At 59.9% G+C, this 13,189-nt stretch carries 16 protein-coding genes; 11 read left to right on the top strand and 5 right to left on the bottom strand.

The window, feature by feature from the left end; genetic code table 11:
- Positions 1–3: 3 nt before the first annotated feature.
- From BCF11_RS17430 to BCF11_RS17420, 3 genes are all read left to right on the top strand, one after another.
- Entirely contained in the window at positions 4–417 is a 414-nt protein-coding gene (locus BCF11_RS17430; RefSeq protein WP_098495860.1) for a VOC family protein, read from the top strand.
- A 7-nt stretch (positions 418–424) separates the two neighbouring features.
- The gene (gene argG / locus BCF11_RS17425; protein ID WP_098495859.1) at positions 425–1,759 is read left to right on the top strand and encodes an argininosuccinate synthase; all 1,335 of its coding nucleotides are present in this window, start codon (positions 425–427) and stop codon (positions 1,757–1,759) included.
- 86 nt (positions 1,760–1,845) lie between these two features.
- Entirely contained in the window at positions 1,846–2,160 is a 315-nt protein-coding gene (locus BCF11_RS17420; protein WP_098495858.1) for a pyrimidine/purine nucleoside phosphorylase, read from the top strand.
- Positions 2,161–2,336: 176 nt separating this feature from the next.
- Here the strand turns inward: BCF11_RS17420 and murB are convergent, their stop codons facing one another.
- A complete protein-coding gene (gene murB, locus BCF11_RS17415) occupies positions 2,337–3,368 on the bottom strand; it encodes a UDP-N-acetylmuramate dehydrogenase (protein WP_199110902.1) in 1,032 nt (343 codons plus the stop codon).
- 196 nt (positions 3,369–3,564) lie between these two features.
- On the opposite strand from murB, the gene BCF11_RS17410 reads away from it, so the two are divergent.
- Both BCF11_RS17410 and BCF11_RS17405 read left to right on the top strand, forming a co-directional pair.
- On the top strand, positions 3,565–4,050 hold the full coding sequence (locus tag BCF11_RS17410; RefSeq protein WP_014007212.1) for a YajQ family cyclic di-GMP-binding protein: 486 nt from the start codon (positions 3,565–3,567) through the stop codon (positions 4,048–4,050).
- Between the two features lie 114 nt (positions 4,051–4,164).
- A complete protein-coding gene (locus tag BCF11_RS17405) occupies positions 4,165–4,806 on the top strand; it encodes a TIGR02281 family clan AA aspartic protease (protein WP_098495857.1) in 642 nt (213 codons plus the stop codon).
- A 59-nt stretch (positions 4,807–4,865) separates the two neighbouring features.
- On the opposite strand, the gene aroG is transcribed toward BCF11_RS17405, so the two are convergent.
- Positions 4,866–5,933: a 3-deoxy-7-phosphoheptulonate synthase AroG gene (aroG, locus tag BCF11_RS17400; protein ID WP_098495856.1), complete on the bottom strand. Its 1,068-nt coding sequence runs from the start codon at positions 5,931–5,933 to the stop codon at positions 4,866–4,868.
- Positions 5,934–6,295: 362 nt separating this feature from the next.
- Positions 6,296–7,501: an MFS transporter gene (locus BCF11_RS17395; RefSeq protein ID WP_098497550.1), complete on the bottom strand. Its 1,206-nt coding sequence runs from the start codon at positions 7,499–7,501 to the stop codon at positions 6,296–6,298.
- A gap of 232 nt (positions 7,502–7,733) precedes the next feature.
- On the opposite strand from BCF11_RS17395, the gene BCF11_RS17390 reads away from it, so the two are divergent.
- The 5 genes from BCF11_RS17390 (at position 7,734) to BCF11_RS17370 (ending at position 11,269) form a co-directional block, all read left to right on the top strand.
- Entirely contained in the window at positions 7,734–8,477 is a 744-nt protein-coding gene (locus BCF11_RS17390; protein WP_199110899.1) for a 2OG-Fe(II) oxygenase, read from the top strand.
- A 9-nt stretch (positions 8,478–8,486) separates the two neighbouring features.
- Positions 8,487–9,140: a DNA oxidative demethylase AlkB gene (alkB, locus tag BCF11_RS17385; RefSeq protein ID WP_098495854.1), complete on the top strand. Its 654-nt coding sequence runs from the start codon at positions 8,487–8,489 to the stop codon at positions 9,138–9,140.
- Positions 9,140–9,799: a DNA-3-methyladenine glycosylase gene (locus tag BCF11_RS17380; RefSeq protein ID WP_098495853.1), complete on the top strand. Its 660-nt coding sequence runs from the start codon at positions 9,140–9,142 to the stop codon at positions 9,797–9,799. Before alkB ends, BCF11_RS17380 begins: the two co-directional genes overlap by 1 nt.
- An 88-nt stretch (positions 9,800–9,887) precedes the next feature.
- Positions 9,888–10,967 (top strand): bifunctional DNA-binding transcriptional regulator/O6-methylguanine-DNA methyltransferase Ada, encoded by a 1,080-nt coding sequence (gene ada, locus BCF11_RS17375; protein WP_098495852.1) that lies wholly within the window; start codon positions 9,888–9,890, stop codon positions 10,965–10,967.
- The gene (locus BCF11_RS17370) at positions 10,964–11,269 is read left to right on the top strand and encodes an Ada metal-binding domain-containing protein (RefSeq protein WP_098495851.1); all 306 of its coding nucleotides are present in this window, start codon (positions 10,964–10,966) and stop codon (positions 11,267–11,269) included. Before ada ends, BCF11_RS17370 begins: the two co-directional genes overlap by 4 nt.
- A 10-nt stretch (positions 11,270–11,279) precedes the next feature.
- On the opposite strand, the gene BCF11_RS17365 is transcribed toward BCF11_RS17370, so the two are convergent.
- Together BCF11_RS17365 and BCF11_RS17360 are read right to left on the bottom strand one after the other, a co-directional pair.
- Positions 11,280–11,651, bottom strand: coding sequence for a cupin domain-containing protein (locus tag BCF11_RS17365; protein ID WP_098495850.1), 372 nt, complete (start codon positions 11,649–11,651; stop codon positions 11,280–11,282).
- 120 nt (positions 11,652–11,771) lie between these two features.
- On the bottom strand, positions 11,772–12,455 hold the full coding sequence (locus BCF11_RS17360) for a DUF4336 domain-containing protein (protein ID WP_098495849.1): 684 nt from the start codon (positions 12,453–12,455) through the stop codon (positions 11,772–11,774).
- Between the two features lie 143 nt (positions 12,456–12,598).
- Here BCF11_RS17360 and BCF11_RS17355 point away from each other — a divergent pair, with 143 nt between their 5' ends.
- Positions 12,599–13,132, top strand: a complete 534-nt coding sequence (locus tag BCF11_RS17355; protein WP_158229220.1) for a TetR/AcrR family transcriptional regulator — start codon at positions 12,599–12,601, stop codon at positions 13,130–13,132.
- Positions 13,133–13,189: the final 57 nt, after the last annotated feature.

The following is a 13,189-nucleotide window of genomic DNA, read 5'->3' as shown; positions in this document are numbered from 1 at the left end:
ACCATGATCGACCATACCGGCGTCACCGTCAGCGACTACCACAAGAGCAAGGCGTTTTATACCGCCACGCTGGGTGCGATCGGCTATGAGCTGCTGCTGGAGTTTCCGGCGGCAGTGGCCGGCACCGACGTCGCCGGTTTCGGCGCAGCGCCCAAGCCTGATTTCTGGATCGCCCAGGCGACCGCGGAAAAGCCGGCGCATCAGCAAACGATTCATTTCGCTTTCAGGGCAGCGAGCCGAGCCCAGGTCGACGCCTTTTATCAAGCAGGACTCAAAGCGGGCGGCGCCGACAACGGCGCACCCGGTCCACGGCCGCACTATCACCAAAACTATTATGGTGCGTTCGTGAAAGACCCCGACGGCCACAACATCGAAGCCGTTTGCCACGATCCTCAGCTACCATTTCAACCTACTTAGAAATATCATGTCCAATATCCTGCAATCCGTTCCGGTCAACGAAAAAGTCGGCATCGCCTTCTCAGGCGGCCTCGATACCAGCGCTGCGCTGCGCTGGATGCGCCAGAAAGGCGCCATTCCTTACGCCTATACCGCCAACCTGGGTCAGCCTGACGAGCCGGACTACGACGAGATTCCAAAAAAGGCCAAGGCCTACGGCGCTGAACTGGCGCGCCTGGTCGATTGCCGCGAACAGCTGGTGGCCGAAGGCATCGCCGCACTGCAGAGCGGCGCCTTCCACATCTCCACAGCGGGCGTCACCTACTTCAACACCACCCCGCTCGGCCGTGCCGTCACCGGCACCATGCTGGTGGCCGCCATGCGAGAAGACAAGGTCGACATCTGGGGCGACGGCAGCACCTTCAAGGGCAACGATATCGAGCGTTTCTACCGCTACGGCCTGCTGGTCAATCCGAATCTGCGGATCTACAAGCCATGGCTCGACGACAAGTTCATCCAGGAGTTGGGCGGCCGCAAGGAAATGTCGGAATTCATGATCGCCTCGGGCTTTGACTACAAGATGTCGGTGGAAAAAGCCTACTCGACCGACTCCAACATGCTCGGCGCCACCCATGAAGCGAAAGACCTAGAGTACCTGAACTCCGGCATGCAGATCGTCGAACCGATCATGGGCGTCGCCTTCTGGCGCGACGATGTCGAAGTCAAGCGCGAGACGGTCACTGTGCGCTTTGAGGAAGGCCGTCCGGTTGCCCTCAACGGCGTCGTGTTTGCCAGCCAGGTCGAGCTGATGATGGAAGCCAACCGCATCGGCGGACGCCACGGCCTCGGCATGAGCGACCAGATCGAAAACCGCATCATCGAAGCCAAGAGCCGCGGTATCTATGAAGCGCCGGGCCTGGCCCTGCTGTTCATCGCCTACGAGCGCCTGGTCACCGGCATCCATAACGAAGACACCATCGAGCAATACCGCGAAAGCGGCCGCCGCCTGGGCCGCCTGCTGTATCAAGGCCGCTGGTTCGACTCGCAGGCGATCATGCTGCGCGAGTCGGCGCAACGCTGGGTCGCACGCGCCATCACCGGTGAGGTCACGATCGAGCTGCGCCGCGGCAACGATTACTCCATCCTCAACACCGAGTCGGCCAATCTGACCTATCACCCAGAACGCCTGACCATGGAAAAGGGCGCAGGCGCCTTCTCGCCGCAAGACCGTATCGGCCAGCTGACCATGCGCAACCTCGACATCAGCGATACTCGCCAAAAACTGGCGATCTATCAAAGCACCGGCCTGCTGGCATCCAGCAACGCCGTATCGCTGCCGCTGCTCGATAAAGACGCGGAGTAAGCGCAAGCCGGCGGCAACAACCTTAACGCATGCAGAACCGGCTTCACGCCGGTTCTTTTTTGTCAAAAATCCTGCAAGGAATCATCATGAGCACACAATTCGACCACGTATCCGTTGTAAAGCAAGGCAATGTCTATTTCGACGGCAAATGCGTTTCCCATACCGTGATCTTCGCCAACGGCAGCAAGAAAACATTGGGCGTCATCCTGCCCTCGTCGCTGACCTTCAGCACCGGCGTTGCCGAAGTAATGGAGGTCACCAGCGGCGTCTGCAAGGTGCGTTTGCAAGGCCAGCAGCGGTGGACCAGCTACAGCAGCGGCGACCGCTTTGAAATCGCAGCCAATTCCAGCTTCGATATCGAAACCGTGGAAACGCTCAACTACGTTTGCCACTACGGCTAAACACCGCGGCTAAAAAAAGAGCCCGCGATGCGATGCATGACGGGCTTAAAAATCCATTACTTTAGGGAGTGTTGGATATGAGACAGGTGGAAGCATAATCGCGCATTGTGACTTGATAGTGACAAAACGCGCCGGCAAAAGACTGTAATCAACCTGTCGCCGATATGCAACGGCCCCTAGATGAAAATCGGCTCGGGCTCCAGCGCCACGCCAAACCTGGCCAGCACATCGGCCTGCACCGCCTGCGCCAGGCGCACCACATCCTGGCCGGTGGCGCCACCGCGGTTGACCAGCACCAGCGCTTGCTTTTCATAGACGCCGGCGGCTCCCAGGCTCTTCCCTTTCCAGCCGCACTGGTCGATCAGCCAACCCGCAGCCAGTTTATAAGCACCATCCGGCTGCACATAATTCACCAGTTGCGGATGCCGCTCCAGCAGCGCATTGCGTTGCCGTTCCGACACTATCGGATTCTTGAAGAAGCTGCCAGCATTGCCGACCAGGGTCGGATCCGGCAATTTACGGGTACGGATCGCGATCACGGCGTCGCTGACGTCGCGCGCAGTGGGCTGCGATAATTTGCGCGCATCCAGCTCCTGCGCCACGTCGGCATAGCGCAGGTCCGGCTGCCAGCGCTTGGGCAAGGCCAGCGTCACGTCCAGCACTATCGCGCGGTCGCGCAGGCGCTGCTTGAAAACGCTGTCGCGATAGGCAAAGGCGCAGGCCTTGCGGTCCAGCGTCAGGATCTCGCCGCTGTCGACGTCGATGGCCGTCAGGCTATGGAAGCGGTCCTGCAGTTCGACGCCGTAGGCGCCGATGTTCTGGATGGGCGCTGCGCCGACGCTGCCGGGAATCAGGGACAAGTTCTCCAGCCCCCCCAGGCCCTGCTCCAGCGTCCATAGCACCAGCGCATGCCAGTTTTCGCCGGCCGCGGCGCGTACATACACGGCATCGTCATCCTCCCCTACGATATCCCGGCCGCGGCTGCACATGTGCAGCACCAGCCCGGGAAAGTCCTGCGTCAGCACCAGGTTGCTGCCGCCGCCCAGCACCAGGCGCGGCAAAGCGGACGCAGCGGCATCCGACCTGAGCGCATGCAAGGTTTCTACGGAAGTCACCGGCAAATAGGCCTGCGCCTTGGCATCAATACCGAAAGTATTATGCTGGCGTAGTGAGAAGTCGGACTGGAGCGGAAGCATGGAGATAGTCATAGCACCGGGATTATAAACGCAAGCGGAGCACGCCACGGCAGGTAACCGCCCTCTGGAGAGGCTGGCGCTGCAAGAAAATGGCCAGACAGGCCACACTACGGGTTTTTTGTCCGATAGAATGCGCATAGCCTGATGGCCGCGCACAATAGAGCCTAGAGCCGGCCAGTTTTATTGAACATACTGAAGGAATAACACCATGCCATCATTCGATACCGTATCGGAAGCCAATCTGGTCGAAGTAAAAAATGCCAACGATCAAGCCAACAAGGAGATCTCGACCCGCTTCGACTTCAAGGGCAGCGACGCCCGCATCGAGCTGAAAGAGCGCGACCTGACCGCTTACGCCGATTCGGAATTCCAGCTCAGCCAGGTGCGCGACGTGCTGACCGCAAAACTGGTCAAGCGCAATGTCGACACCCGCTTCCTGGATATCGGCAAGATCGAGAAGATCGGCGGCGACAAGGTCAAGCAAGTGATCAAGATCAAGAACGGCATCGAATCGGAAGCCGCCAAGAAGATCGTGCGCATCGTCAAGGACAGCAAGATGAAGGTCCAGGCCAGCATCCAGGGCGACGCCGTGCGCATCACCGGCGCCAAGCGCGACGACCTGCAGGCGGCGATGGCGATGCTGCGCAAGGAAGTAGCGGATCTGCCGCTGGAATTCAATAATTTCCGTGACTAAATAGTGGCATTTGGCAACAGACAGGGTTACCATCACTTGCTGTTGCCAGCCGTTCAACATGTTTGAACGGCACTACGGCGCTACCTCAACCCTTGTCAGGAAAGCCGGACTTCCATGCGCCCGTTCGTTTTGATCACCAGCCTGTTGCTATCAGCTTCCATTTCCAATTCTGTATCAGCTTCCGATATCGGCGTAGTCGGCCTGTTTCCGGGAAAAGCCGTGCTGGTGATCGACGGCTCTTCGCCAAAAACTTATTCGGTCGGCAGCAAGGTCGCCGACGACGTCAAGCTGGTGGAAGCCAACGGCAACACCGCAACGCTGGAGGTCAAGGGCAAACGGCAGGTGATCGGCATCGGCGAATACGTCAGCCGCAGCGCACCGGGCGCGTCTTCCAGCGTGACCCTGAAGGTCAATCCGCAAGGCCATTTCGTTGCCGACGCCCAGATCAACGGCGCCATGATGACCATGCTGGTCGACACCGGCGCCACCATGATTGCCCTGCCGGCATCGGACGCGGCAAGGATGGGCGTGGATTACAAAAAGGGCCGCATGATCATGGTCAATACCGCCAACGGCGCAGCGCCGGCGTACATGGTCAAGCTGAATACGGTCAAGATCGGCGATATCGAAATGAACCAGGTCGATGCCCTGGTGCAGGAGAACGGCCTGCCGTTCGCCCTGCTCGGCATGTCTTTCCTGAACCGCACCGAGATGCGGCGCGAAGGCGAGATGATGGTGCTGACCAAGCGCTTCTGATACCGCAGTCAGATCGGGCTGGCGCAGCCTGACCCGACCTTCCCCCTCTATTTATCTGTTCAGGCCGGGCTGGCGTTCAGCAAGCGCCGCTGCCGAACTGACGCCGCCAGGTCTTCCAGCACCGCGACGCTTTCTTCCCAGTTGATGCAACCGTCAGTCACCGACTGGCCGTACACCAGTTCCTTGCCCGGCACCAGGTCCTGGCGGCCCGCTATCAGGTGTGACTCCACCATGACGCCAACAATGCGGCCATCGCCAGCGGCAATCTGACGGCCGATATCGGCGCACACCGGGATCTGGTTTTCCGGCTTCTTCGAACTGTTTGCATGCGAAGCGTCGATCATCAGGCGCGACGCCAGGCCGCTGCCGGCGATATCCTTGCAAGCCGCATCGACGCTGGCGGCGTCGTAGTTGGGCGCCTTGCCGCCGCGCAGGATGATATGGCAGTCTTCATTACCGTTGGTCGACACGATGGCCGAGTGGCCGCCCTTGGTCACCGACAGGAAATGATGCGGCTGCGAAGCCGCCTTGATGGCGTCCACCGCGATCTTGATGTTGCCGTCGGTGCCATTCTTGAAACCGACCGGGCATGACAAGCCGGACGCCAGTTCGCGATGCACCTGCGATTCGGTGGTGCGGGCGCCGATCGCACCCCAGCTGATCAGGTCGGCGATGTATTGCGGGCTGATCACATCGAGGAATTCGGTGCCGGCCGGCAGGCCCAGCTCATTGATGTTCAGCAGCAGTTCGCGCGCCATGCGCAAGCCGTCGTTGATGCGGAAGCTGTTGTCCATGTAAGGATCGTTGATCAGCCCCTTCCAGCCGACCGTGGTGCGCGGCTTTTCGAAGTACACGCGCATGACGATTTCCAACTCGCCCTTGAAGCGCTCGCGCTCGCCGATCAGGCGGCCGGCGTATTCCATTGCCGCTTTGGTATCGTGGATCGAGCAAGGCCCGATCACCACCATCAGGCGGTCATCCTGGCCGTGCAAGATGCGATGCAAGGCAATCCGGGAATTGGCGGCAGTTTCCGCCACTTTCTCGGAGCAGCCGAATTCGCGGATCAAATGTGATGGCGGAACTAATTCTTTCATTTCCCGTATGCGCAGATCGTCGGTGCGTAGCATGTTTTTCTCCTGGCTCAAAAAGTGACTGGGTATAAAAAAACCGCCATCGCTGGCGGTTTTTTAGAAATTTCGGTTTGCTCTTTACTTACGAACGCTTACCGCTTTTCACCGCCGTGGGGCTGGAATAGCTAAAGTAAAAAAAGAAATAAGCGCGTGCGAAAGACATGGTTTTCAGTAAAGGATTATTAAAATCAAGACTAATAGTGCAGTAATTCTAGAAATTTGGCAAGGCCAGGAATACCACAGCCCGCGACCAGCCAAAATCATCGCCAATCTAGCTAAGCGGACAACGAGGTATATACGTCAGCATCCGAAAAATGCAATTTGGCAATCTTCACACACAGCAGTACAGGGCTTACCCATCAATGCATGGCAACCGCACGCCCCGACCCAACGATAGGCGCAATCCCGTCACGCCGGTCCAGCCGCCCCGCCAGCGAAGTCAGTCCCAGCGCGCCCAGCACCACGATAGCGCCGATCCAAGGCGTCGCCATCAGGCCAAGATGGCTGACGATCAGGCCGCCGCCCCAGGCCCCCAGCGCGATGCCGACATTGAATGCCGCGATGTTCAGGCCGGACGCAACATCCACAGCGCGCGGCGCATGCCGTTCAGCTTGTTGCACGACATACACCTGCAAGCCCGGCACATTGCCGAAGGCGAATGCACCCCATGCCAGCACCGTCAGCACTGCCAGCCATGGATTCGATGCCGTGAAAGTCAGGACAAACAAGACCACCGCCAGCATGGCAAAGACGAGCTGCAAGGCGCGAACCGGCCCCTTCCTGTCGGCCAGTTTGCCGCCCCAGATATTGCCGAAGGCTACCGAAACGCCGTATACCAGCATCACCAGGCTGACGGTCGAAGCTGAAAACCCTGATATCTCCTGCAAAATCGGCGCCAGATAGGTAAAGGCGATGAAGGAGCCGCCATAACCCAGCGCCGTGATCGCATACACCAACAGCAGGCGCGGTTTCTTCAGCACGGCGGCCTGGGTCCGCAGCGAGGCCGGCTTGCTGCCCGCAATATCATGCGGCACCAGCATCCAGCTGCCGGCAAAGGCGATCACACCCAGCAGCGACACGGCCAGGAAAGTCGACTGCCAGCCCCAGGTCTGGCCGATCCAGGTCCCCAGCGGCACGCCGGTGACCAGCGCCACGGTCAGGCCGGTGAACATGATTGCGATCGCGCTAGCCGCCTTTTCCTTGGGCACCAGGCTGGTAGCGATGGTCGAGCCGATGGAAAAGAACACGCCGTGCGCCAGGCCGGTTAGGACGCGCGCCGCTATCAGGGCTTCATAACCCGGCGCCATCCACGCCACCAGGTTGCCGATGGTGAACAGCGCCATCAAGCCCAGCAGCAAATGCTTGCGCGGCACGCGGCCGGTCAGCGCGGTGAGCACCGGCGCGCCGACCGCGACGCCGAGCGCGTAGAGGCTGACGAGAAGGCCGGCGGAAGGTACCGAGACGCCAAGGCTGGCGGCAATGGTCGGAATCAGGCCGACAATCACGAATTCGGTGGTTCCTATGGCAAAAGCGCTGAGTGTGAGCGCCCAGAGTGCAAGTGGCATGATGGTTTCCTGTTGTAATTTAACGCCATGCAGTTTGAGCGCTGCAAAGACAAAGAAAAACCACTGTGCCGACAATTCATACTTGACTGCAAATCAAATATATAGAGAATTTAATGTTTATCGAGCAGTAATTTCATGAAGCCGCTACATCGCCGAATTTGACCGCAAGAGTCGGGGTGCGGCGTATCGGACCGTCTGGCTATACTGGCTGCAATCAAACCGATACGGAGAAATGATGAATACACTGCGCGCGGCGGTTGGCAGCCAGGCCTCAATCGCAGAACGGATCGGCGGCGCAGACTGGAACGCCATTGCTCACGACCTGGACAGTTACGGCAGCGCCCTGCTAACGCAGCTGCTGACAGCGGAGGAATGCCAGGCACTGATTGCGCTTTACGCCCGCAAGGATCTGTTTCGCAGCCGTATCGTGATGGAACGCCACGGCTTCGGCCGCGGCGAATATCAGTATTTCGACTATCCGCTGCCGGACCTGGTCGGCGACCTGCGCAGCATGCTTTATCCGCAGCTGGTGGCGATTGCCAACCGCTGGCACGCCACCATGAATATCGATGTCCGTTTCCCCTTGCAGCATGCCAATTTCATCGCCCGCTGCCATGCCGCAGGCCAGCGGCGGCCGACACCGCTGATGCTGCAATATGGCGCGGGCGACTACAACTGCTTGCACCAGGATTTGTATGGCGAACATGTATTTCCCTTGCAGGCGGCGATCCTGCTGTCACAGCCAGGGCAGGATTTCAGCGGCGGCGAATTCGTGATGACCGAACAGCGGCCGCGCATGCAATCGCGCGCGGAAGTCGTGCCGCTCAGCCAGGGCGATGCGGTGATTTTCGCGGTCAACAACCGGCCGCTGCAAGGCCAGCGCGGCGCATATAGGGTAAATTTACGGCATGGCGTCAGCCGCATCCGTTCCGGGACACGGCACACCTTAGGCGTGATTTTTCACGACGCTCAATGAAAAAACAGCATGACTCTCGATTTATTTGATTCGCTGGAACCGACCGAACAGCGCCAGGAACAGCTAGCCCCGGGCGCCTTCGTCCTGCGCGCCTTCGCCCTGCCCTACGTGCAGCAACTGCTGCCGGCGCTGGCGCTGATCGAACGCGCATCGCCGTTCCGCCACCTGGTGACGCCGGGCGGCTTCCGCATGTCGGTCGCAATGACCTGCTGCGGCGCCCTCGGCTGGACCAGCGACCGCCGCGGCTATCGCTACAGCGCCATCGACCCTGACAACGGCAAACAGTGGCCACCGATGCCGCCCAGCTTCCTGCAGCTGGCGCAAAGCGCCGCTGCCCAAGCCGGCTACGATGGCTTCGTTCCCGAAGCTTGCCTGGTCAACCGCTATGCGCCGGGAACCAGGCTGACGCTGCATCAGGACAAGGATGAGCTCGACTATGGCGCGCCTATCGTCTCGGTGTCGCTAGGCATTCCTGCGATGTTCCTGTTCGGCGGTAATGAGCGCAGCGACAAGGCTGCCAGGGTGCCGCTGTTCCACGGCGATGTCGTGGTGTGGGGTGGCCCCGACCGCTTGCGCTTTCACGGCATACTGCCGCTGAAGGAAGCCGAACACCCCTTGCTGGGCCGGCAGCGCATCAACCTCACTTTTCGCAAGGTAGCCTAGTGAAGATTGCCGCAGATATTTCGGAAGCCGCTTATCGCCGCGCAGAGACTTTCCTGTCAGCGCTGGACCAGGACTGGGCGCGCCACATTGCTAACATCGGTCCTTGCCGCCACGCCGCCAAGCCGGCGCGCGAACCATACCAGGCGCTGGTGCGAGCGATCGCCTATCAGCAGTTGCATGTGCGCGCCGGCGACGCCATCCTTGGCCGCATGCTGGCCCTATATGGCGACCAGGGCGAACAAAATTTCCCTACCGCCCGGCAACTGCTTGATACCAGGGTCGAAACACTGCGCGGCTGCGGCTTCTCCGCCAACAAGATCGCCACCATCCACGGCATTGCGCAGGCGGCGCTGGACGGCGTGGTTCCCTTGCGCAAGGAAGCCTTGAAGATGAGCGACGAGGCGCTGATAGAACGCCTGCTGCCGCTGCGCGGCGTCGGCCGCTGGACCGTCGAGATGCTGCTGATTTACACGTTGGAGCGCTCGGACATCTTGCCGGCCGACGATTTCGGCGTGCGCGAAGGCTACCGCCGCCTGAAAAACCTGGCGCAGACACCGACTAAAAAACAGATCAGCGAAATCGGCCTGGCCTGGAGCCCCTATCGCACCGTGGCGTCCTGGTATTTGTGGCGTCTGCCGAAAGCTGCCGCCGCTGAATAGATTATTTGAATTTGAAAGCAAGACCCGGAGTGTAGGTAGCCAGCCGCGTGGCTAAAGTAGAGCTACACCAATCCAACCGGAAGCAGATATGCGAACCCTGACATCACACCAGTACACTGCCAAGCAAACCGCTGAGCGCGATCCGCGCTGGAACGCGGTGCTGGCCAGAGATCCCGCCGCAGACAAATTGTTTGTGTATGCTGTCAAAACCACCGGCGTGTACTGCCGCCCGAGCAGCCCGACCCGCTTGCCGCGTCCCGAAAACGTGGAATTCTTCGACACTCCGGCGGCCGCTGAAGCGGCCGGCTACCGGCCCAGCAAACGCGGCGCCGACCAGACCACGGTCGCAGCCCAGCACGCCGAACTGGTCTCCACCGCCTGCCGCAGCATCGAGACCGCGCTGGAACTGCCCAGCCTGGAAATGCTGGCGGCCGATGCCGGCCTTAGCGTGTATCACTTCCACCGCGTATTCAAAGCCGTCACCGGCCTGACGCCGAAAAGCTACGCCAATGCCAACCGCGCCAGGAAAGTACGCGACCATCTGAGCCGCAGCCATTCCGTCACCGAGGCCATCTACGACGCCGGTTTCAACTCGAATAGCCGCTTCTACGAAGCCTCGGGAAAAGTGCTGGGAATGACCCCCACCGACTATCGCGCCGGCGGCGCCAACACCGAGATCCGCTTCGCCATTGGCCAATGCTCACTGGGTGCGATCCTGGTGGCGCAAAGCGATCGCGGCGTCTGCGCGATCCTGCTGGGCGACGATCCGAACGCGCTGGCGCATGACCTGCAGGATCAATTCCCGCGCGCCCATCTGATCGGCGCCGACCACGATTTCGAGCAGTTGGTGGCGCAAGTGGTCGGCTTCATCGAAGCGCCGGCACTCGGCCTCGATTTACCGCTGGATGTGCGCGGCACGGCGTTCCAGCAAAGGGTATGGCAGGCCCTGCGCGAAATCCCCGTCGGCAGCACTGCGAGTTACGCTGAAATCGCCGCCCGCATCGGCTCGCCTAAAGCCGTTCGCGCCGTTGCGCAAGCCTGCGCCGCCAATACCCTGGCGGTGGCGATTCCCTGCCATCGCGTGATACGCAGCGACGGCAGCGGTTCCGGCTATCGCTGGGGCGTGGAGCGCAAGCGCGCCCTGCTGGAACGGGAAAGCCGCGATTGAAAACCGAAGCCGGCAATGGCGGCCGGACATGGCAGCTGACAGGCGCGGATGGCAAGCACTATGACAGCACCCGGCCGGGCAGCCTGGGCGGCCATCGCCGCAGCCGCATCTATGGCCGACTCGACTGCCGCGCGGCGCTGCAAGCGATAGCCAGAGGCGGCTATGTTGCGAACCGGGTGTTTTTCTTGAATCAGGCCGACGCTGAAGCGGCCGGCTACCGGCCTTGCGCGGTTTGTTTGTCGCAAGAGTATGCGGTCTGGAAAGCGAACAAAATCGATTCGATGCTGCGAGAGAAAGCGTAGCTCCCGCCAATCACACGGGACGCAGCTGCTCAGCCAGAGAACGGGTTTTCTCGCTCACCACGTCACCGGTATGCAGCGTCGATTTGCGCTCGATCAGCATGAGATGGCACTCTTCTTCGGCCACCGGATTATGCCGCACGCCTTTAGGCACGACAAACATCTCACCCTCGGAAAGTTCGACCGACCCCTGTTCCATTTCAATCCGCAAGTGCCCCTTGAGAATCAGGAACAGCTCGTCCTCATTCTCGTGGCTGTGCCAAGCCAGGGAGCCTTTGACCTTGGCCACCTTGATATATGAATCGTCAACTTCCGCCACCACCCGCGGCGACCAGTGTTCGGTCAGCGAGGCGGCGATCTGCTTGGGCGATGTGATGTCCTTCATGTTGAAGCTCCAGGTTGATATTCAGCCGGAAAGCGAAGAGAAACACTTTTGCACCGGCCCGCTCAGGATAGCTTAAAAGCGATATCGGAAGCACCTGTCGCCAGCTTTCAAGCTGCAAGCTTAGCCATCGATAAAGCAGGAAAATGCCTTTTCAAGCGCGGCGTGCGCATCCTGCTCGACGATGACATTATGTGCAGAGATGACACGCGTGATCGGCCAGCGGAGAATCCCTTGCGCGCTGATGCGTGCCGCCTGGCGATCTTTCACCATCCAGCGCACCATCCTCGGCACGGCCAACTGGCGGCGCACGCCGGTAAGCGTGGCGTATGCCTTGGCGGCAAATGGCAGCTCTCCCTGCCACCATTGACACAGGTCCGTCAGAATCAGCGTACCCGAGGCTTTGTGAAACCAGACAGTCTCGTTGCCCAAGGGGATGCCGCCAAAGAATAGCTGTTCGAGCTCATCCTGCCATGCGGTTTCGGCCCCGCAATCCAGTTCGATCAGTTCCTTCAGATCCGGCCGCTTGGCCTTCAATCCGGGCGCTCCAAACAGCTTGGAACCAGGAAAAGCAGCCTGGCATTCGGCTGCAAAAAGATGATGCATCTTGTTTGGCGCGACAATGAAGTCGACCTTCCCCAATGCCATCAGCTGAGAACGAAGAACGGCGTCAATCGGAATCGGCGAATGCAGCCAGAGCGCACCATTGGCAAGACGAACCACAGTCATGCGCGAAGAAATGCGTAAACCATTTGCGGCGAACTCATGCTGCACATGCCAAATATTGGGAGCGATAGCTTGTAGCATTGCAATCAACCTCTTTTCCACGGTGGAGTAACTCAGGAAGCATGGCCACGCCAGGCCTTAGCCAGAAACCAACCATACCTTACAGTATGGTGATAATCACATCTGCAGTTGCAACTGTCAATACCTTTAGGTATGGTGGCGTCATGGAAGAAAGAAAAAACCGACAAAGCTGGCTCGATGCCGGCTTGCGCGCACTTGCCGAGGAAGGCGTCCAAGGCTTGCGCATCATGCCGATTGCACTGCAGCTCGGCGTCACCAAAGGCAGCTTCTACTGGCATTTCAAAAACCTGGATGAATATCAATCCGCGCTGCTGGAAGAATGGGAGCAAAGCCATACACAGGCTGCGATTGAGTGCGTGGAAGGCCTTGGAGGCGATGCCGCTGTAAAGTTACGCCATTGGATAACCGGTTCTCTCGGTGCGGATTTCATGCTGTCGCGGGCAATACGCTCGTGGTCCAATACCGACCAGCGTGTCAGTAGCGTGCAAGCGCAGGTAGACCAGAAACGCATCGCCTACCTGGCCAAGCTGCTGCGCGACATTGGCTGGCCGAAAGCCGATGCGCTGGCGCTCGGCGAATGGACTTACTGGGCCTGGATCGGCTACTCGACGCTGGAGGGCGCGCATGCCAGCGAGGCGCAGATAACGCTGATCCTGTCAGTCTTGCGGCCAAAATAGATCCGCCCGGACTACACCGCCGCATCGCGCCTGACGGTCATTAACAGGTGTGCAGAG

The sequence above is a fragment of the Collimonas sp. PA-H2 genome, from assembly GCF_002564105.1.
Taxonomy (GTDB): Bacteria; Pseudomonadota; Gammaproteobacteria; order Burkholderiales; family Burkholderiaceae_D; genus Collimonas.
This window is presented reverse-complemented; position numbering and strand designations above follow the sequence as displayed.

What these genes read in the sequence shown, in the direction of transcription:
- BCF11_RS17430 (WP_098495860.1), top strand. Translation starts at nt 4, where the DNA reads ATGATCGACCATACCGGCGTCACCGTCAGCGACTACCACAAGAGCAAG.
- argG (WP_098495859.1), top strand. Translation starts at nt 425, where the DNA reads ATGTCCAATATCCTGCAATCCGTTCCGGTCAACGAAAAAGTCGGCATC.
- BCF11_RS17420 (WP_098495858.1), top strand. Translation starts at nt 1,846, where the DNA reads ATGAGCACACAATTCGACCACGTATCCGTTGTAAAGCAAGGCAATGTC.
- murB (WP_199110902.1), bottom strand. Translation starts at nt 3,368, where the DNA reads ATGACTATCTCCATGCTTCCGCTCCAGTCCGACTTCTCACTACGCCAG.
- BCF11_RS17410 (WP_014007212.1), top strand. Translation starts at nt 3,565, where the DNA reads ATGCCATCATTCGATACCGTATCGGAAGCCAATCTGGTCGAAGTAAAA.
- BCF11_RS17405 (WP_098495857.1), top strand. Translation starts at nt 4,165, where the DNA reads ATGCGCCCGTTCGTTTTGATCACCAGCCTGTTGCTATCAGCTTCCATT.
- aroG (WP_098495856.1), bottom strand. Translation starts at nt 5,933, where the DNA reads ATGCTACGCACCGACGATCTGCGCATACGGGAAATGAAAGAATTAGTT.
- BCF11_RS17395 (WP_098497550.1), bottom strand. Translation starts at nt 7,501, where the DNA reads ATGCCACTTGCACTCTGGGCGCTCACACTCAGCGCTTTTGCCATAGGA.
- BCF11_RS17390 (WP_199110899.1), top strand. Translation starts at nt 7,734, where the DNA reads ATGATGAATACACTGCGCGCGGCGGTTGGCAGCCAGGCCTCAATCGCA.
- alkB (WP_098495854.1), top strand. Translation starts at nt 8,487, where the DNA reads ATGACTCTCGATTTATTTGATTCGCTGGAACCGACCGAACAGCGCCAG.
- ada (WP_098495852.1), top strand. Translation starts at nt 9,888, where the DNA reads ATGCGAACCCTGACATCACACCAGTACACTGCCAAGCAAACCGCTGAG.
- BCF11_RS17365 (WP_098495850.1), bottom strand. Translation starts at nt 11,651, where the DNA reads ATGAAGGACATCACATCGCCCAAGCAGATCGCCGCCTCGCTGACCGAA.
- BCF11_RS17360 (WP_098495849.1), bottom strand. Translation starts at nt 12,455, where the DNA reads ATGCTACAAGCTATCGCTCCCAATATTTGGCATGTGCAGCATGAGTTC.
- BCF11_RS17355 (WP_158229220.1), top strand. Translation starts at nt 12,599, where the DNA reads ATGGAAGAAAGAAAAAACCGACAAAGCTGGCTCGATGCCGGCTTGCGC.